At 64.0% G+C, this 18463-nt stretch carries 12 protein-coding genes and 2 pseudogenes; 7 read left to right on the forward strand and 7 right to left on the reverse strand.

The window, feature by feature from the left end; translation table 11 throughout:
- The first annotated feature begins 52 nt into the window (after positions 1-52).
- Positions 53-1840 (forward strand): alpha,alpha-trehalose-phosphate synthase (UDP-forming), encoded by a 1788-nt coding sequence (locus ACVDG8_RS30610; protein WP_447251791.1) that lies wholly within the window; start codon positions 53-55, stop codon positions 1838-1840.
- Positions 1837-2637 (forward strand): trehalose-phosphatase, encoded by an 801-nt coding sequence (gene otsB, locus ACVDG8_RS30615; RefSeq protein WP_447251792.1) that lies wholly within the window; start codon positions 1837-1839, stop codon positions 2635-2637. The genes ACVDG8_RS30610 and otsB overlap by 4 nt, the downstream gene beginning before the upstream one ends.
- Positions 2638-2662: 25 nt before the next feature.
- Here the strand turns inward: otsB and ACVDG8_RS30620 are convergent, their stop codons facing one another.
- From ACVDG8_RS30620 to ACVDG8_RS30630, 3 genes and pseudogenes are all read right to left on the reverse strand, one after another.
- Entirely contained in the window at positions 2663-5821 is a 3159-nt protein-coding gene (locus ACVDG8_RS30620) for an efflux RND transporter permease subunit (protein ID WP_447251793.1), read from the reverse strand.
- On the reverse strand, positions 5821-6960 hold the full coding sequence (locus ACVDG8_RS30625; protein WP_447257138.1) for an efflux RND transporter periplasmic adaptor subunit: 1140 nt from the start codon (positions 6958-6960) through the stop codon (positions 5821-5823). Before ACVDG8_RS30625 ends, ACVDG8_RS30620 begins: the two co-directional genes overlap by 1 nt.
- 350 nt (positions 6961-7310) lie before the next feature.
- Positions 7311-8341: pseudogene (locus ACVDG8_RS30630) on the reverse strand (hydroxyacid dehydrogenase).
- 143 nt (positions 8342-8484) lie between these two features.
- Here ACVDG8_RS30630 and ACVDG8_RS30635 point away from each other — a divergent pair.
- The 5 genes and pseudogenes from ACVDG8_RS30635 to ACVDG8_RS30655 all read left to right on the forward strand — a co-directional run bounded on the left by ACVDG8_RS30635 (position 8485) and on the right by ACVDG8_RS30655 (position 13379).
- On the forward strand, positions 8485-9561 hold the full coding sequence (locus tag ACVDG8_RS30635) for a LacI family DNA-binding transcriptional regulator (protein ID WP_447251794.1): 1077 nt from the start codon (positions 8485-8487) through the stop codon (positions 9559-9561).
- A gap of 61 nt (positions 9562-9622) precedes the next feature.
- The gene (locus tag ACVDG8_RS30640) at positions 9623-10612 is read left to right on the forward strand and encodes a sugar ABC transporter substrate-binding protein (protein WP_447251795.1); all 990 of its coding nucleotides are present in this window, start codon (positions 9623-9625) and stop codon (positions 10610-10612) included.
- A gap of 257 nt (positions 10613-10869) precedes the next feature.
- Positions 10870-11646: pseudogene (locus ACVDG8_RS30645) on the forward strand (ABC transporter permease); the annotation flags it as partial.
- 97 nt (positions 11647-11743) lie between these two features.
- Positions 11744-12520 carry an ATP-binding cassette domain-containing protein gene (locus ACVDG8_RS30650; protein ID WP_447251797.1) on the forward strand — a complete coding sequence of 259 codons (777 nt, stop codon included), beginning with the start codon at positions 11744-11746 and terminating at the stop codon, positions 12518-12520.
- A gap of 4 nt (positions 12521-12524) precedes the next feature.
- On the forward strand, positions 12525-13379 hold the full coding sequence (locus ACVDG8_RS30655; protein ID WP_447251798.1) for a sugar phosphate isomerase/epimerase family protein: 855 nt from the start codon (positions 12525-12527) through the stop codon (positions 13377-13379).
- Here the strand turns inward: ACVDG8_RS30655 and ACVDG8_RS30660 are convergent.
- The 4 genes from ACVDG8_RS30660 to ACVDG8_RS30675 all read right to left on the reverse strand — a co-directional run bounded on the left by ACVDG8_RS30660 (position 13376) and on the right by ACVDG8_RS30675 (position 18456).
- Positions 13376-15040 carry a sulfatase-like hydrolase/transferase gene (locus ACVDG8_RS30660; RefSeq protein ID WP_447251799.1) on the reverse strand — a complete coding sequence of 555 codons (1665 nt, stop codon included), beginning with the start codon at positions 15038-15040 and terminating at the stop codon, positions 13376-13378. The two genes, ACVDG8_RS30655 and ACVDG8_RS30660, sit on opposite strands and share 4 nt — an antisense overlap.
- Before the next feature lie 101 nt (positions 15041-15141).
- Complete coding sequence (locus ACVDG8_RS30665; RefSeq protein WP_447251800.1) at positions 15142-16587, reverse strand: aldehyde dehydrogenase; 1446 nt, start codon at positions 16585-16587, stop codon at positions 15142-15144.
- 40 nt (positions 16588-16627) lie between these two features.
- Positions 16628-17413 (reverse strand): coniferyl-alcohol dehydrogenase, encoded by a 786-nt coding sequence (locus ACVDG8_RS30670; RefSeq protein WP_447257139.1) that lies wholly within the window; start codon positions 17411-17413, stop codon positions 16628-16630.
- Between the two features lie 2 nt (positions 17414-17415).
- Positions 17416-18456 carry a branched-chain amino acid ABC transporter permease gene (locus tag ACVDG8_RS30675; RefSeq protein WP_455707868.1) on the reverse strand — a complete coding sequence of 347 codons (1041 nt, stop codon included), beginning with the start codon at positions 18454-18456 and terminating at the stop codon, positions 17416-17418.
- Positions 18457-18463: the final 7 nt, after the last annotated feature.

An 18463-nucleotide genomic window follows, 5' to 3' on the forward strand; every position in this document is an offset into this window, starting at 1 on the left:
AGCCGGCAAAACAAGAAAAACGCGGACAGACCGGAGGCAAGCTGGCACGTCAATGACACAGTATGGCGTCGATCTTTTATGGGTCTTTATTCTCGTAAGTCTCGGGCTTTCCACTCTCGCGATCCTGATGTCCATCTCCCGACAGCGCCGCCATCAGTTGCGGGCCACCCCGGCCGCAGGTGAGGACGTCGCTTCGGAGGCCGCGCGCAAGGTGCTGCGTGAATTCGAGAAGAACGGGCAGTCGGTCGACGCGGCGCTCGTCACCTGGTCGCCCGATACGCTGCGCAAGATCCTGGCGGAGGACTTGCCGGACGCGCAGGTCATCGTGGTGTCCAACCGCGAGCCTTACATCCACAACGAGAAGAAGGACGGCGAGGTCGAGCTGGTCGTGCCGGCAAGCGGGCTGGTCTCGGCGCTGGAACCGATCACGCGCGCCTGCGCCGGCACCTGGATCGCCTATGGCGGCGGCAGCGCCGACCGCACGGTGGTCGACAGCGACGACCGCCTGCAGGTGCCGCCGGGCCATCCGTCCTACACGCTGCGCCGGGTCTGGCTGACCGATGAGGAATATCAGGGCTACTATCTTGGCTTCGCCAACGAGGGCCTGTGGCCGCTCTGCCATATCGCCTTCACCCGTCCGATCTTTCGCGAGTCCGACTGGGAAGCTTACGAGGCGGCCAATCGCAAATTCGCCGACACGGTCGTTGCCGAGGCGCGCAACGAGCGGCCGATCGTGCTGGTCCAGGATTATCACTTCGCGCTTTTGCCGCGCATGATCCGCGAGCGGCTGCCGGAGGCGATCGTCATCACCTTCTGGCACATCCCGTGGCCGAATTCCGAAGTGTTCAGCATCTGCCCGTGGCGCGAGCGCATCCTCGACGGACTGCTCGGCAGCTCGATCATCGGCTTCCACACCCAGTTCCATGCCAATAATTTCACCGAGAGCGTCGATCGCTTCATGGAAAGCCGCATCGAACGGGCCGACGCAGCCATCTCCTATGGCGGTCAGATGACGCTGGTGCACGCCTATCCGATCTCGATCGAGTGGCCGGTCGAGCTGCTGAAGAGCCTGCCAAGCGTTGAGGAATGCCGCGAGCGCATCCGCGAACGGTTCGGCATCGCGGCCGATGCCACGCTGTGCGTCGGTGTCGAGCGCCTCGACTACACCAAGGGTATCCTCGACCGCTTTCATGCACTGGACGAGCTGTTCGCCCGCCATCCCGAAACGATCGGCAAGGTCGTCTTCCTGCAGATCGCCGCGCCCAGCCGCGGCACGCTGCCGGCCTATAGGCAACTGCATGACGAATGCCAGCGCTATGCGGCGGAACTCAACGAGCGCTACGGCAACGAAGCCTATCGTCCGGTTGTGCTGGTGGCCGTGCATCACGCACAAAAGGACGTCTACGAGCTCTATCGCGCCGCCGATATTTGCCTGGTCACCAGCCTGCATGACGGCATGAATCTTGTCGCCAAGGAGTTCGTCTCTTCACGCGACGACGAGCAGGGCGTGCTTATCCTCAGTACCTTCGCGGGTGCATCGCGCGAACTGCTGGAAGCGCTGATCGTCAATCCCTACGACGCGGCGATGATGGCAGAGGCCATACAGCAGGCGCTGACCATGGGGCCTGACGAACAGCGCGAACGCATGCGGCGCATGCGTGAGATCGTGCGCGACAACAATGTCTATCGCTGGGCCGGCAGCATGCTGCTCGATGCATCGCGTCTGCGCAAGCGCGGCGAGCTCGACCGGGTCACGACATCGCCCGACCGGCCAACCAATATCAACGGCGACAATGTCGTCTCAATCGTGGAACGCAGACAGGCGGTCGGATACCGATGAATAGTCAAGCTGATCTAACGCCACCCCTTCCGGAAGGAAGCTGGGCGCTGTTCCTCGACATTGACGGCACCTTGCTGGAACATGCCGCGCATCCCGACGCGGTATCCGTCAAGGAAGAGCTGCGCACTCTTCTGGCAACGATCGAGCAAAGGCTGGGCGGCGCGCTCGCCTTCATCACCGGGCGCTCGATCGCGGCCGTCGATCATCTGTTCGATCCCTTGAAGTTGCGCATCGCCGGCCTTTACGGGCTGGAGCATCGACTCTTGCCGAATGGACGGATCGAGGCTGCCGATGAACCGGCTGACATGGCCGCGCTCGCCGACGAAATCGAGCTGGAGCTGGCGAGCAAGGCTGTCTATGTCGAGCGCAAGGGACCTGTGCTCGCTATCCACACCAGAGCGGCGCCGCAGCTCCTGGCGCGAGCAACGGAGCTGGTCGAGGCAGCACTTGCCCGGTTGCCGAAAGGCTACCGCGTGATCGCCGGCAACGCCGGCGTCGAGCTGATGCCGCTGGGAGCCGCCAAGGGCGCCGCGATCCGCCGCTTCATGCAGCTCGATCCGTTCAGTGGAAAACGGCCGGTGTTCCTTGGCGACGATACGTCCGACGAAAGCGGTTTTGAGACCGTCAACGCCGCGGGCGGGATTTCAATCCGGGTCAAGCCGCAAGGCGAGACCGCAGCGCGCTTCGTCATTGAAGACGTCGCCGGCGCCATCGCCTGGCTGGAGACCAATTTCGGGGAGCCGGCCGAAGAGGAGGGCCGCGGTACCTCGCCGTTGCGCGGCGCCTTGCCAGCCTGATCTATTCGCCTGCCGCGCCCACGAACTACTCGGCCGCCAGTTTGCGTCGGGCAAGGCTGACCTCGTCCAGCGGAAGTTCCGGCTCGTCATGGCTTTCCTCGTGCCTTGCGGACGAGCTCAGCCAGTGCGAAAGGCCGTCGAGGTAGAGATAGATCACCGGCGTGGTGAAGAGCGTCAGCGCTTGGCTGACGAGCAGTCCACCGAACATCGTATAACCGAGCGGCTGACGGATCTCCGCACCGGTGCCGTTCTCCAGCATCAGCGGCAGGGCGCCCAGCATGGACACCATGGTGGTCATCATGATCGGACGGAACCGCAGCAGGCAGGCCTGGCGTATCGATTCGAGCGAGCTGAGATGCTGGTCCCTCTCGGCCGCGATGGCGAAGTCGACCATCATGATCCCGTTCTTCTTCACGATGCCGATGAGCAGGATGACACCGATCAGCCCGACCAGGTTGAACTCCATATGGAAGACGAGCAGCGTGCCCAACGCGCCTAGTCCCGCGGAGGGCAGGGTGGAGAGAATGGTCAGCGGGTGGATGTAGCTTTCATAGAGGATACCGAGGATCAGGTAGACGACGACCAGAGCACCCAAGATGAGCAGCGGCACCGAAGAGAGCGACTCGTTGAATGCCTGCGCCGTGCCGGTGTACATGGTCTGGATGGTCGCCGGCAGTCTCATCTGGGCCGCGGTCTTGTCGATCGCCGCAGTGGCTTGGCCCAAGGCGATGTTGGGCGCCAGGTTGAAGCTGATGGTCACGGAGGGGAACTGGCCTTCATGGTTGATGATCAGCGGCTGCACGGGCACCGTCGTCCACTTGGCGATGGCCGAAAGCGGCACCTGCGAACCGCTCGGCGTCGTCATGTAGATCTGGCCGAGCGCCTTGAGGTCGCCGCGCAACGACGGCAGCACCTCTATGATCACATTGTAGGTCGAGAGCTGGGTGAAATATTGTGCGATCTGGCGCTGTCCGAAGGCGTCGTTCAGCGTGTTGTCGACGTCGTTGGCAGTCAGGCCGTAACGGGCAGCCTGGTCGCGATCGACCTGCAGGGTCAGCGTAGTTCCGGAACTCATCTGGTCTGTGGTGACGGCCGTCAATTCGGGCAGGCGCTGCAATGCGCTCAACAGCTTGGGCGCCCATTGGTCGAGCGCATCGACATCGGCGCTTTCCAACACGTATTGATATTGCGACGCGGACAGCTTGCCGCCGACACGCACGTCCTGCGAGGCTTGCATGACTAGGCGCGCACCCTGCACGACCGCAAGCTTCGGCTGGAGCCGCCGGATCACCTGGTCGGCTGAAGCGTCGCGCTCGTCTCGCGGCTTCAACTGTATGAACATGCGGCCGGTGTTCTGCGTGTTCCCGCTGCCACCGATCGCCGCCGCGAAATGCGCGACCGCCGGGTCCTTTATCACGATCTCGGCGAACTGCTCCATATAGGACTGCATCTGAAGAGCGGAGACATCCTGTCCAGCGAGCGCCTGCCCGTAAAGCATGCCCGTGTCCTGTTGCGGGAAGAAGCCGCTCGGAACGATCGTGTAGAAATAGCCAGTCAGCGCCACGCAGGCGATGAATGTCAGCAAGGTGACGAAGCGGTGTCGCAATGCGCGGTCGAGTCCGCGCTCGTAAGTGTTGAGCATTGCCTCGAAGAAGCGCTCGCTCCACTGGTACAGCCGGCCATGATGCGCCTCGGCCGCCGGCTTGATGAAACGTGACGCCAGCATCGGGGTGAGCGTCAGCGAGACGAAGGCCGAAACCAGGATGGTCATGGCCAAGGCCATCGCGAACTCCTTGAACAGGCGGCCGATGATGCCGCTCATCAGGAGCAAGGGTATGAGCACCGCCACCAGCGAGATGCTGATCGAGATGATGGTGAAGCCGATCTCGCTGGAGCCGATGGTCGCGGCGTCCATAGGTTTTTCGCCGCGCTCGATATGGCGAACGATGTTTTCCAGCATGACGATGGCATCGTCGACGACGAAGCCCACCGAGATCGTCAGCGCCATCAGCGACAGGTTGTCGATGCTATATCCTGCAAACCACATCAGCCCGCATGCGCCGAAGAGGGCAAGCGGAACGGTGAAGGCAGGGATAGCCGTCGCCCAGATATTGCGCAGGAAAAGAAAGATCACCGTCACGACGAGCCCGATGGTGAGCATCAGCGTGAACTGAACGTCCGCCACCGAAGCGCGAATGGTCTGGGTCCGGTCGGAAAGCACCTGGACCTTCAGCGAGGCCGGCAGGGATGCGGTCAGCATCGGCAGTTCCGCCTTTATCTTGTCGACCGTATCTATGATGTTGGCGCCCGGCTCCTTGAAGATTATCAGCACGACGCCGCGTGTGGTGTCGGCCCAGGCCGCCTGTGTGTAGTCCTGCGCCGCAAGCACTGCCTGTCCGACATCCTTCACCCGAACCGGCGCTCCGTCACGATAAGCGATGATGGCATTGTTCCAGTCGCTTGCCGCGGTCATCTGGTCGTTGGAGAAGATGGTGAAAGACCTTATTTCCCCCTCGATGTTGCCCTTAGGCAAGTCCACGGTGTTGTTCGACAGCGAGGTGCGCAGGGCTTCCAGCGACAGGCCCCTTGCGGCGAGCTTGGCCGGGTCGAGCTGGACGCGGATCGACGGTGTCTGTTGGCCGCCGACCAGCACCTGGGCGACACCGTTCACATGGCTGATCACCTGGGCGAGTTTGGTGTAGGTATCGTCACTCACTGTCGTGAGCGGCAAGTCGGTCGAGGTTACCCCGATCACCATGATCGGAGAATCGGTGGGGTTGACCTCCCGATAAGTCGGCGGGTTGGGGAGATTCTTTGGCAGTTGGCCGCCGGCAGCGTTGATCGCCGACTGTACCAGCCCGGCTGCCGACGCGATGTCGACGCTGAGATCGAACTGCAAGGTGATCTGGCTGGAACCGGACAGGCTGCTCGACGTCATCTCGGCAATGCCCGGAATCTGCGCAAACTGTGTCTCGAGCGGCTGGGTCACCGACGACGCCATGGTAATCGGGTCAGCACCCGGCAAGTTGGTGGACACCTGGATCGTGGGAAAGTCGACGCGCGGCATCGGAGCGACCGGCAGGTTGAAATAAGCAACCACGCCGACGAACAGAACTCCTACCATCAGGAGCGACGTGGCAATGGGGTAGCGGATGAACGGCGCGGAAACACCTGTGGCTGCCATCAGCTTGCTCCCTTGGGCTGCTGCGCCGCACCGGCGGAAGCCGGCTGCGCGTCGACACTCGTGCCGTCGACCAGCCGGTATTGACCGGTGTCCACGACACGCTGTCCAGGGTTCAAACCGTCTGTGACGACGGTGTTGCCACCGTCAGAGGGGCCGGTCTTGATCGTTTGACGATGGGACTTGCCATCGTCCCCCACGACATAGGCGAAGAGCCCGTCGGGACCGTGCTGGACGGCTTCGTCGGGTACCAGAATCGCCCCGGCGATCATGCCGACGCGCAAGCGGGTGTTGACCGAAAGGCCCGGCCACAGCGCCTGATCCTGGTTTGGGAAGGCGGCCTTGAGCGAAATGGTGCCGGACGCCTGGTCCACCTGGTTCTGCACGGCATCCAACTTGCCGCTGGCCAGCACGGTTTTCCTATCGGCGCTCAGCACATCGATCGAAACCGGTCCAGCCGCGAAAGCCTTGTTGATGGTCGAAACCTCATCCTGCGGTTGCGTGAACGACACGTAGATCGGCTCAAGCTGCACGACCGTGAACAGACCGGCGCTTTGATCGGCCTGAACGATGTTTCCGGGGTCGATGGTGCGGAAGCTTGTCTTGCCGGTCAGCGGCGAGGTGACCTTCGTATAATCGAGGTTTAGCTGAGCCGCTTCTATCGCGGCCTTGTCGCCTTCGATCGTGGCGGCGGTTGTCGTGACCACCGCCTGCTGATTGTCGACATCCTGTTGGGTTTCGAACGTCTTTTGCAGAAGTGTGGAGAGGCGTTTGAGAACGACTTGCGCATTCTTGAGTGTTGCTTCGTCCTCCGCTTCCTTGGCCTTAGCCTGGTCGAGCGCTGCCTGATACGGGCGAGGATCGATCTCGGCGAGCAGGTCGCCCTGCTTGACCATCTGCCCTTGCTCGACCGGAACCTTGTCGACGACACCGGCGACGCGGCTCGAGATGCTGACGCTGTTCAGCGGCGTGACCGTGCCGAGCGCGTAGAGGTAAAGCGGGAAATCAGCTTTCTGGACGGTAGCGATGGTGACAGGGACTTTGGGCGCGGGTTGGGCCGAGGTCGCTGCCGCTGCCGCCTTCGCCACGCGGTCGGCGTGGTTGCGCCATAGGTAGTAGCCGCCGCCGAGCAGCAGGAGCACGGCCAACAGGACGATGCTCCGGGAGCGCTTGGGCCGTTTGCGACTGGTTTGCTGTGATGATGAAATGCTCATGACGCAATCCACCTAGCCGGCAAGAATATCGAGCCTTTTCAGCGGTTGGAGGTTGGGATCGACCTTCACCGATCGGAGAACACTAGTCCCGTCGTTGCCGCACTGTCAGCTTACAGATCGGTCATGTTGCGCTGCGGCATTCAAGGTTGCGTGAGGCCGCCTTGATCGCGCCATCGCGGCAAAATCAAATTTTGGGTCATAGCCCGGCTTGCGAAAGGCGGGCAAATCGAAGCCGCGATGGGCACCAGAAGCGTATCGGCAGTGTGCCGAAATCGCCTCTAGTTCCGATCGGTCGGTTTGGACCGCATCCTTGAAACCGTCTCGCGCTCGGCGCGCTTGAGCGCAGCGGCGGCAGGCCGCGATCGACCAGGTCCATGTCCTCCAGCACCATGTCGCCCATGCGCTTGAAGGCGATATCGAGCGCGCCGGCGCGATGGGCTGAGCGCAGGAAGCCGGGGAGCGCGCGCACCGCATGGTCCCTAGCCAGCGGCTCTTCGGGGAAGACGTCGCTGGCGGCAACGATGTGGCCGCTCTTCACCGCCGCCATCAATGCGGCGAAATCGACGACGCCGGCGCGGCTGAGCAGGATGAAGGCGGCGCCCTTGCGCATTCTGGCAAAGGCATCGGCGCCGAGGAAACCCTGGTTCTCGCTGGTCACCGAGGCGACGACGAAAATGAAATCGCTCTGCGACAGCACGGCGTCGAGCGAGGCCGGCTCGACGCCATTGTCGATGAGGATCGACGGCGGCAGCCACGGATCGTAGACCTTGGTGCGGGTATGGAAGCCGGTCAGCAGGCGATTGAGCGCGCGGCCGAGATCGCCGAAGCCGATGATGCCGACATCGGCGCCGGACAAGAGCCGCGCCGTCTGGTTGCCGTCGCCGCCCCACAGCTCATTGCCTTGTCGGAAAGCGAGATCGGCATCGACGATGTCGCGCGCGAGATTCAGCGCCATGGCAAGGCCAAGCTCGGCGACCGGTTCGGCAAACACCAGGCCGGTGGTGACGACGTGAATGCCGCGCGCGAACAGCGTCTCGTAAGGCATGTTGTTGATGAGGTTGGTCTCGACATTGAAGACGCAGCGCAGCGCCTGCAGCTTTTCCAGCGTCTCGGGTGAAATCGGCGGCTGGCCGATGATGTAGCGCGCCTCGGTGAGCGTCTCGACGGGCAGGGCGGCAACGCCGTCCGGCGTCGTCTCGACGATGCGATACTGTTTTCGCAGACGCGCCAGCTGCGGCGGCGTGAAGATCAGTTCGAGCGTGCGCGGTTCGGGCGCGCTGATCACCAGCGGCAAGGTTTTGTCGGCCATTTTATCCTCCCGGCGCGATTGGATCGCGTCAATCTCACATCCTCAGTTTTACTCGCGATGAAACGATTTACAACTGTGAAAAATCGATTTACCGTCTGGGGCAGCGAGGCAGTATGCGGCTGCCTGCCCTCGGGAGGAGGCCAATGGCGCAACACGAAGCCCGGCAGCGGCGTCCGTCGATCCACGACGTGGCAAGCCATGCCGGCGTGTCCGCGGCGACCGTCTCCAAGGTGCTTGCCGGTGTCATCACGGTGAGGCCGGAAAACGCGCAACGTGTCGTCGATGCCGTCGAATTGCTCGGCTACCGCGTCGATCCGCTGGCATCGGATATGCGCCGCGCCAAGCGCCGCATCATCGGCGCCATCATGCCTGAGTTCGAGAGCGAGTTCTTCGGCCAGATGGTCACCGAACTGGAAGGCCTTGCCGAGGAGCGCGGCTACACGCTGGTCGCCGCCTCCAGCCGCGAATCGGAAGCGCGCGAAAAAGAGATCCTCGCCCGCATGCATGACTGGCGCGTGGCCGGCGTCGTGCTGGCGCCGGTGCGCAACGAGCACGGGCCGGCGGCCGACTTCATGAAGGCCAACGGCATGACCGGCGTGCTGATCGATCGTGTGCTGTCGGACGACGCCTTCGACACGGTGTCAGCCGATAGCGCCGCGGCCAGCGCCGAGGTGGCACGAATGCTGGTCGGCAAGGGCCACAAGCATATCCTGGTCATCGGTCTTGCCGAGCAAGCCGCCACCGTGCGTGCCCGCCTGGAAGGGTTCCGCGCCCAGGCGCTGGCGCTCGACCCGTCGGTGCGCATCGATGTCATCACCGCGGAAGTTAGCGTCGAACCGCTGCGTTCCTCGCTGCGTGACTATTTCGCGCGTGGCGAGCGGCCGACCGCCGTCTACTCGCTGCTGCTCAAAGGCACGCTGGTGGCGCTGTCGGAGTTTCGCCGGCGCGGCTGGCATTGCCCTAACGACATCTCGCTGGTCGGCTTCGACGACGCGGAATGGATGCAGGTTACATGGCCGGCTATCGCCGCCGTCGTGCAGCCGGTCCGTCGGATCGCCGGCGAGGCGATCAAGCTCTTGTTTCGCAGGATCGAGGGCGCCGAGGGACCACCCACGGCGCGGCTCGAACCCTGCCAGGTTTTGATGCGGGAATCCGTTGGCTCGCCAGGCAGCGGTCCGCATTCCGGGGGAGGAGACCGACAACAGCCCCCATTGTCGTGAACGGAAGCAAAGCGCCGGCCCTGGCCCAGGCAGCCGGCCAAAGGATCAAACGGAGGATAGAATGACATCGCGTTTCTTGAAAATAAATCGATTTACGCTTGCCGTGGGCGTGGCGCTTGCGTTCTCGGCCGCCGGCGCGGCCAAGGCCGAGGACGGCGAATACGGCGTGCTGATGAAGACGCTGGCCAATCCGTTCTGGGGCGCGATGGCGCAGGGTGTTGCCGACGGCGCCAAGGAAGCCGGCGTGAAATACTTCCAGCAGGCGGCCGAGAGCGATCAGGCGGCCGAGCCGCAGCTCAACCTGTGCAACACCATGCTCGAGCGCAAGCCGGCGGCGATGATCACCGCCGCCATCAACTCGACCAATCTTCTGCCCTGCCTGAAGTCGGCGCAGGACGCCGGCATCAAGATCGTCGACCTCGACAACAACCTCGACCAGGCGGTGCTCGACAAGGAAGGTGTCAAGGTTACCTTCCATATCGGCTCCGACAACATCGCGGCCGGCGCGCAAGGTGCTGAATATCTCGTCTCCAAGCTCGGCAAGGACGCCAAAGGTCCGGTGCTGGTGATCGAAGGCCTCTCCGGCAACATCACCGGCGAGAAGCGCGCCAAGGGTTTTGCCGACAAGCTGAAGGAACTGGCGCCGGGCTTGGAGATCGTCGCTTCGCTGCCCGGCGATTGGGATCGCGGCAAGGCCGCCTCGATCGCCACCGACACGCTCACCGCGCATCCCGACCTCGTCGCCATCTTCTGCGCCAATGACGGCATGGCGCTGGGTGCGGTGGAATCGGTCTATTCGGCCGGCAAAGGCCCGCAGGTCACGATCATCGGTGTCGACGGCAATTCCGACGCGGTGAAGTCGATCAAGGAAGGCCGCCTCAACGCTTCGGTGGCGCAGCTGCCTTATCTGGTCGGCAAGCAGGCGGTCGAGAACGTCAAGAAGGCGCTCGCCGGCGACAAGGTCGAGGACAGCATCGCCGTGCCGACGCTGGTGCTGACCAAGGACGTGATCGACGCCGGCAAGGAGCCGATGCTGCAATACGTGAAGTAGAAAGGGAAGGGAGTAGGGGAGTAGGTCAGTAGGGGAGTAGGGGAGTAGGGAAGAATTGGGTGGATTCGCTTTACCTTGGAAATGCCTTCCGCTCTTGTCCTACTCCCCTACTCCCCTACTCCCTACTCCCCGAAGGGTGAAAAATGGCTTCCGAAACGACGCAGCCCGGCTTCTGGGCTCGGGTGCAGCGCGCATCGGTCGAAAGGCTCCACATCAGGCTGGAGTCGCTGCTGGTGCTTGTGGCGCTGAGCGCGGCGATGGCGCTCTTGTCGCCCTATTTCCTGTCGCTCAGCAATTTCCTCAACATCCTCCTCGCTACATCGACTATCGGCGTGCTGGCGATTGCCGCCACCTTCGTCATCGGTTCGGGCGGGCTCGATCTCTCGCTCGGCTCTGTCATGGGTTTGTCCGGCGTCGCCGGCGCCTTCGTTGCCGTCAATCTCGGCTGGCCGTCGCCGCTGGCGGTAGCCGCTTGCATCATCGCCGGCGGCATTGCCGGTTACATTAACGGTCAGCTCGTCACCCGTGCGTTCGTGCCGGCCTTCATCGTCACGCTCGGCATGCTTGGCCTCGCCCGCGGCCTCGCGCTGGTCATCTCGCAGGGCAGGGCGATTTACGGCCTGCCGGCCGAGATCGTCTATATCGGGCAAGGCCGGCCGTTCGGCATTCCGATGCCGGTCATCATCCTTGTGCTCACCGCGATCGTCGCCCATGCGGTGCTTGCCTATACGCGCTTCGGCCGCCACACGCTGGCGCTGGGCGACAGCGAGGGTGCTGCCCGCGCGGCCGGCATTCGCGTCGAGCACCACCGGCGCATCATCTACACGCTGTCCGGCGCGCTTGCCGGCCTTGCAGGCCTGCTGTTTACCGCCCGCGTCAACGCCGGTGATCCGACGGCCGGCATCAACTACGAGCTCACCGCGATCACGGCGGCGATCATCGGCGGCACCAATCTGTTCGGCGGCCGCGCCTCGATCCTCGGCACCATGATCGGCGCGCTGATCATGGGCGTGCTGCAGAACGGGCTGACGCTGCTTGCGGTGCAATCTTACTACCAGCAGATGGCGATCGGCGCCGTGCTGATCCTGGCGGTCTTCATCGACCAGTACCAGGTGCGCAAGAGTCACGTGTATGACCCTGCTTTCGCTTCGTGGCATCCGCAAGAGTTTTGGCGCAGTCGACGTGCTGCATGGCGTCGACCTGTCGGTCGCGGCCGGCGAGGTGGTCGGCCTGGTCGGCGACAATGGCGCCGGCAAGTCGACGCTGATGAAGACCATCACCGGCATCTACCGCGCCGACACCGGCTCGATCGAATTCGACGGCAAGGATATCCTTGCGCTTGATCCCGGCCAGCGCCGCCGGCTCGGCATCGAGATGATCTACCAGGACCTGTCCTTGGCCAAGCAGCAGGACGTGGCCTCCAACATCTTCCTCGGCCGCGAGCCGGTGAAGAAGTTGTTCGGCGTTGTCCCGGGCTTTGTCGACAAGGGCGAGATGGATCGCCAGGCGACAAAGATGATCGAGCGGCTCGGCGCGCATCTGCCGTCGATCAACCGCTCCGTCGGTTCGTTTTCCGGCGGCCAGCAGCAGACGGTGGCGATCGCGCGCGCGCTCACCTTCAACCCGAAGCTGGTCATCATGGACGAGCCGACGGCGGCACTCGCCGTGCGTGAGGTGCAGAGCGTTCTCGACCTGATCCGGCGGCTCAAGTCGGAAGGTATCGCCGTCATCCTGATCTCGCATCGCCTGAACGACGTGCTGTCGGTCACCGACCGCATTGTGGTGCTGCGCCATGGTCGGGCGGACGCCGATCTCGTCACCGCCAACACCAATATGAACGAAGTCGTCAGCCGCATCGTCGGCGGCGGCGATATCGCCGCCGCGGCGGCGCACGAACAACGAGGCTGAACGCATGAACACTTTTGGACTGCACACTTTCGCCATTGCTCCGGTCTGGGACCTTGCGCGCATCGAGCCGCAGATGGACCGGCTGAAGGAACTCGGCATCGGCCTGATGGAGATCCCGCTGCTGCGCCCCGAGGAGATCGACACCAAGCGCACGCGCGGCTTCGCCAACCACTACGGTGTCCAGCTCATCCCCTCGCTCGGCCTGCCGCGCTCGCTCGACGTGGTGGAGCGGCCGGAGGAGGCGCTGGACTTCCTCGAGCCGGCCTTCAAGGTCTGCAACGAGGTGGGCGCCGAAGCGCTGGGCGGCGTCACCTATGGCACTATCGGCAAGACCACCGGGCGGGCGCCGACGCGCAAGGAGATCGACGGCATGTGCCGCTTCCTCGAGCGTGCGGCGAAGGCTGCGAAGGCGCGCGGGCTGAAGCTCGGCATCGAGCCCTGCAATCGCTACGAGACGCATCTTATCAATCGCGGCATCGATGCGGCGCGGATCATCGAGCGCATCGGCGCGCCCAACATCTTCATCCATCTCGACACCTACCACATGCATATCGAGGAAGAGAGCTTTGCTTCGGGCTTCGAGGCGGCCGCACCCTTCCTCGGCTATGTGCATGTGTCGGAAGCCAATCGCGGCGTACCGGGGCGCGGAATGCTGAACTGGGCGGCCTGCATGAAGGCGATCGCCGACATCGGCTATGAGGGCCCGATCACGCTCGAAAGCATGAACCATGTCGATGTCGACATCGCCGGCGGGCTCGCCGTCTGGCGGCCGGTGGCGGAAGACCCGCGCGACGTCATCGAAGTCGGCCTGCCGTTCCTGCGCGAGGAAGCGAAGAAGGCGGGGCTGACGCTCGGCTAGCTATTGCCGTCCCGGCGCGCCAGCCATTGGCGGCGCGCCTCCTGCTGCTCCGCAAGCTCGGCCTCGTCCCAGTAGCCGATGAGCACGCCGGAGCCGACGATGGGATCGAAATAGCCGACCTTGTCGTCGATGTCCGTCAGCCATTCATCGGAGACGGTGATGCGGTTGTTGGGCAACGCCAGCCAGCGCATCAGCGCGTTACGAAGCCGGTCGATGTCCACCGCCGCTGAGGGTTCGCGGCCGAGGTCGCGCAGCTCGCCGGGATCGTTGCCAAGGTCGAAGAGCATCGGCTCGACGCCTTCGCCATGGACGAGTTTGAAGCGGCCGTCGGTGACCATGTAGAGCTTGCAGTCGGAGACCGGCATGGCGAGCTTCAGGCGTGCCGCATCGCCGCTATAGTCGTATTCGCTGATTGCATGGTTGCGCAGGCCCTTCTGCTCGCCGGAAATGAGCGGCAGCAGCGAGCGCCCTTCGAGGACATGCGGCTTGGCCTTGCCGCCGAAATAATCGAGGAAGGTCGGCGCGAGGTCGATCATCTCGACCAGTGCGTCCGATGTCGTGCCGCGCGTCGTGTCGGCTTCGCGGCGCGGATCATAGACGATCATCGGCACTTTGACCGACACGTCGTGGAACAGGTATTTCTCGCCGAGCCAATGGTCGCCGAGATAGTCGCCGTGGTCGGCGGTGAACACGATCAACGTCTTTTCGAACAGGCCGCGTTTTTCCAAGAAGTCGAACAGATGGCCGAGCTGATCGTCGATCTGCTTGATCAGGCCCATGTAGCAGGGGATGACTGTTTCGCGGACTTCGTCGCGTGAGAAGTTTCTCGAAAAACGCTCCTGTTGGAAGGCTTCGAAAATCGGGTTCGGCGAGGCGCGCTCGGCCTCGCTGCGGATCGGCGGCTGGATGTCGGCCTTGCCGTACATGTCGTGATAGGGCGCCGGCACGATGTAGGGCCAGTGCGGCTTGATGTAGGAGAGATGCGCGCACCAGGCTTCGCCCTTGGCCTCGGCCTCTTCGATGAAGCGCATGGCGCGCCGCGTCATATAGGGCGTTTCGGAATGTTCGTCGGGAATGCGCGCCGCCTTGTCGGCATGGACGAGCAGCCAACCGTTGAAATTCTCGCCGTTCTCGCCTTCACCGGAATTCGCCCAATGCTCCCAGGGATTTTCGGCGTCGAAGCCATGCTCGCGCAGATAGGTGTCGTAGGCCGGATCGGGGTCGTAGCTGGTCGAAGGATGCAGGCCGTCGTCGCGCTCGAACGGCTCGAAGCCGCATTCGGCGACGCGCACGCCGATGATGGAATCCCTGTCGATGCCGAGGCGCTCCATGCCTTCCTCGTCGGCCGTCATATGGGTCTTGCCGATCAGCGCCGAGCGCACGCCGACCTCGCGCAGGTGATCGCCAAGCGTCGGCTCGCCGACCCTGAGCGGCACGCCATTGTGCGTCGAACCGTGCGAGCGGACATAGCGGCCGGTATAGGCGCTCATGCGCGAGGGACCGCAGACCGTCGACTGCACATAGGCATTGGTGAAGCGCACGCCGCGGCTGGCGAGCCAGTCGATGTTCGGCGTCTTGAGGCTCTTGTGTCCGGCGCAGCTCAGATAGTCGAACCGCAGCTGGTCGCACATGATGAAAAGGACGTTGCGCTTTAAGGTCATTGCCTGTCCGTCTGAGCAGCTTTCAGGCGAACGGTAATGCCAGAACGGCAAGCGCTTTCCAATGCGGAGACCGGTTTGTTGGGACCTGGAGCGCGTCTTCCTCAGAACGGATAGTGCTGGTTCGGATCCTCGATGGTCAGCCAGCGCAGGTCGGTGAACTCGGCGATCGAGGCCTTGCCGCCGAAGCGGCCATAGCCTGAACCCTTGACGCCGCCGAACGGCATCTGCGCCTCGTCGCCGACGGTCGGGCCGTTGATGTGGCAGATGCCGGCCTGGATGCGCGCGGCGACGGCAAAAGCGCGGCGGATGTCGCGGCTGAAGACGGCGGAGGACAGGCCGTATTCAGTGTCGTTGGCGACGCGCACCGCTTCCTCTTCGCCCTTGACGCGGATCACTGGTTTGACCGGCCCGAAGGATTCTTCCGCATAGACGCGCATCGCCGGCGTGACGTGGTCGAGCAGCGTTGCTTCGACAACCGTGCCGGTGCGCTTGCCGCCGGCTACGAGTTTGGCGCCCTTCGCAGTCGCGTCGGCAACCAGCTCCTCCATCTTGTCGGCCGCCTGGCTGCTGATCAGCGAGCCCAGCACGACATGGCCGCGCGGGTCGCCGGCCGGCAATTGCGAGGCGCGGGCGGCGAGCTTGGCGACGAACTCGTCGGCGACCTCTTCGTCGACGATCAGCCGCTCCGTCGACATGCAGATCTGGCCTTGATGCATGAATGCGCCGAAGATCGCGGCGTTGACCGCGGCGTCGATATCGGCGTCGTCGAGCACGACCAGCGGCGCCTTGCCGCCAAGCTCAAGCAGCGCGGGCTTGAGGTGACGTCCCGCGAGCTCGGCAATGATGCGGCCAACCTTGGTCGAGCCGGTGAAATTCACGCGCTTGACCGCGGGGTGCGCGATCAGCGTTTCGACGATGCCGGCGGCATCCTTGGGGTCGTTGGTGACGACGTTGATGACGCCCTTGGGCAGGCCGACCTCGACCAGCACCTGGCCGATCAGCCGGTGCGTGCCGGGGCACATTTCGGACGCCTTCAGCACCACGGTGTTGCCGCAGGCGATCGGCATGGCGATGGCGCGGGTGCCGAGGATGACCGGCGCGTTCCACGGCGCGATGCCGAGGCACACGCCCGCCGGCTGGCGGATCGCCATGGCGAGCGTGCCGGGCTTGTCGGACGGAATGACCTCGCCGGAAATCTGCGTCGTCATCGCGGCCGCTTCGCGCAGCATGTTGGCGGCAAGCATGACGTTGAAACCGGCCCAAGGTCCGGTGGCGCCGGTCTCTTCCATCATCAGCTTGGTGAACTCGCCGACCTTGGAGGCCATGACATCGGCCGCCTTGGAAAGCAGCGCGCGGCGCTCGCTAGGGCCGGTCTGCGACCAGGCGGGAAAGGCGGCTGCGGCGGCTTCGACGGCGGCATTGGCATCGGCAACGCTGGCGGCGGCGGCGCGTGTCGCCAGCTTGCCGGTGAAGGGATCCAAGCGGTCATAGGAAGCCTTGCCGGTCGCGTCCCGCTCGTCGCCGTCGATCAGAAGTCCGATATCCATGGTTCTCTCCCTCGCTCTGGCGAGCGTAGTAAGTTGGAAATTAGAAGCCGAGTACCTCGGCATTGATGGAGGCTTCGAGCCCACCGTCGACCGGCACGTTGGCGCCGTTTACCCAGCGCGCACCGTCCGAGCACAGGAACAGCACCACCGGTGCGATATCACCCGACGTGCCGGCGCGGCCGACCCTTGCAATGTCGCTGTCGACGCGAGCATCACCCAGCACGGTTCGGAACTGCTTGAGGATCGGCGTCTCCACGGGTCCTGGGCTCACCGCATTGACGCGGATGCCACGGCTCTTGAACAAGTCCTGATGCGCGGCGCGGAAGGTCCACAACAAGAGCAGTTCCTTCGAGACCGGATAACCTTCCTCGTTCTTCACCGCGTGGTCGGCGATCACCTTGGCGACATCCGGAAAACCTTCGATGCCGACCATCGACGCGGCGCGGTTGAGGTTGGCGCGCCAGCCATAACCGGCGATAGAGGCGACGTTGACGATGGCGCCGCCTTCGCGAAGCTTCGGCGCCAACGCTTCGGAAAGCGCGCGCAGCCCGTAAAAATTGACCGCGAGTGTCGCAGCCGCCCCGGTGTTGCCGGAAAGGCCGGCGACGTTGCAGAGCGCGTCCAGGCGCCTTGGCAGCCGTGCGACGAGGTCTTCGACACCGGCCTTGGACGAGATGTCGGCCTTGACGAAGACGCCCTGATTTCCGGCCGGCTCTCGCACGTCGACGCCGATCACGTCGGCGCCGAGCTGGCCGGCCAATTCCGCCGTGCGCGCGCCGATGCCCGAAGCGACGCCGGTGATGACGATCGTCTTGCCGAACAGGATGCTCATGCCTTCTCCCGATGCGTTCTTGTCTGTGCCGGTGAGGCGGGTTCGTCGGCCGCATTCGCCGCGCTGGCGGGCAGCCTGACGCGGTAGCCGACCGGGAGCAGGCGCCAGCCGAAGCGCTCCTCCAGCGTGCCCCAGAGACCGCGTGGCAGGAAGAGTGATAAGACGAGTGCCGTGGCGCCGAGCCCGATCAGGTACCAGACGCCGGTGCCGCCGAACCAGGTCTCGATCAGGAAGAACAGCAGCGCGCCGAGGATGGCGCCCTCGAAGGTGCCGATGCCGCCGACCAGCACCATGAAAATCATGTAGGCGGTCCACTGCACGCTGAAATAGGTCTTCGGCTGGAAAGTAATCGAAGTGGCCAGCCACAGCGCGCCGGCAACGCCGATGCCGAAGGCGGCGAGCACGAACAGCAGCCGCTTGGTGCCGGTCACGCGCACGCCGACGGAGGCGGCGGCATCTTCGTTGTCGCGGATGGCGCGGATGGCCGCACCCGTACTGCCGCGCAGCAGGCCGAACAGGATCGCCAGCAGCGCCGTCATCGAGGCCAGCGCCAGCCAGTAAATGGTCACCCTTCTGGTCGATGCGTCGTAGATGTTGAGCGAGATCAGCGACGTGCCGGTCTCGCCCTGGATCAGCCGGTCGAGATTGACGAGGAGATGGGTGAGCGCGGCGATCACCCACATGCCGATGGCGAACTCGCCATTCTTCAGACGCAGCATGAACAGCGAAATCGGCCACGACACCGCGCCGACGATGACCGCCGACACGAAGAGCGAGACGAAGGGGTTAAGGCCGGCGTTGGCGAGCCGAATGGCGAAATAGGCGCCGAGGCCGAAGAACACCTGCTGGCCGACCGAGACCAGTCCGCCGAAGCCGGCCAGCGCATTCCACATCGCGGCGAGGATCACATAGATGAACAACGCGGTCATGCGGTCGACGGCGCCGGCCGACAGGAATTGCGGCGCGACGGCGAGCAGCACGATGATCACCGCCACGCCAACGCCGGCAATGCGCGACGCGGCCGTGCCGCGTTCGATGTGAGGA

It is taken from the genome of Mesorhizobium sp. ORM8.1, assembly GCF_053005525.2.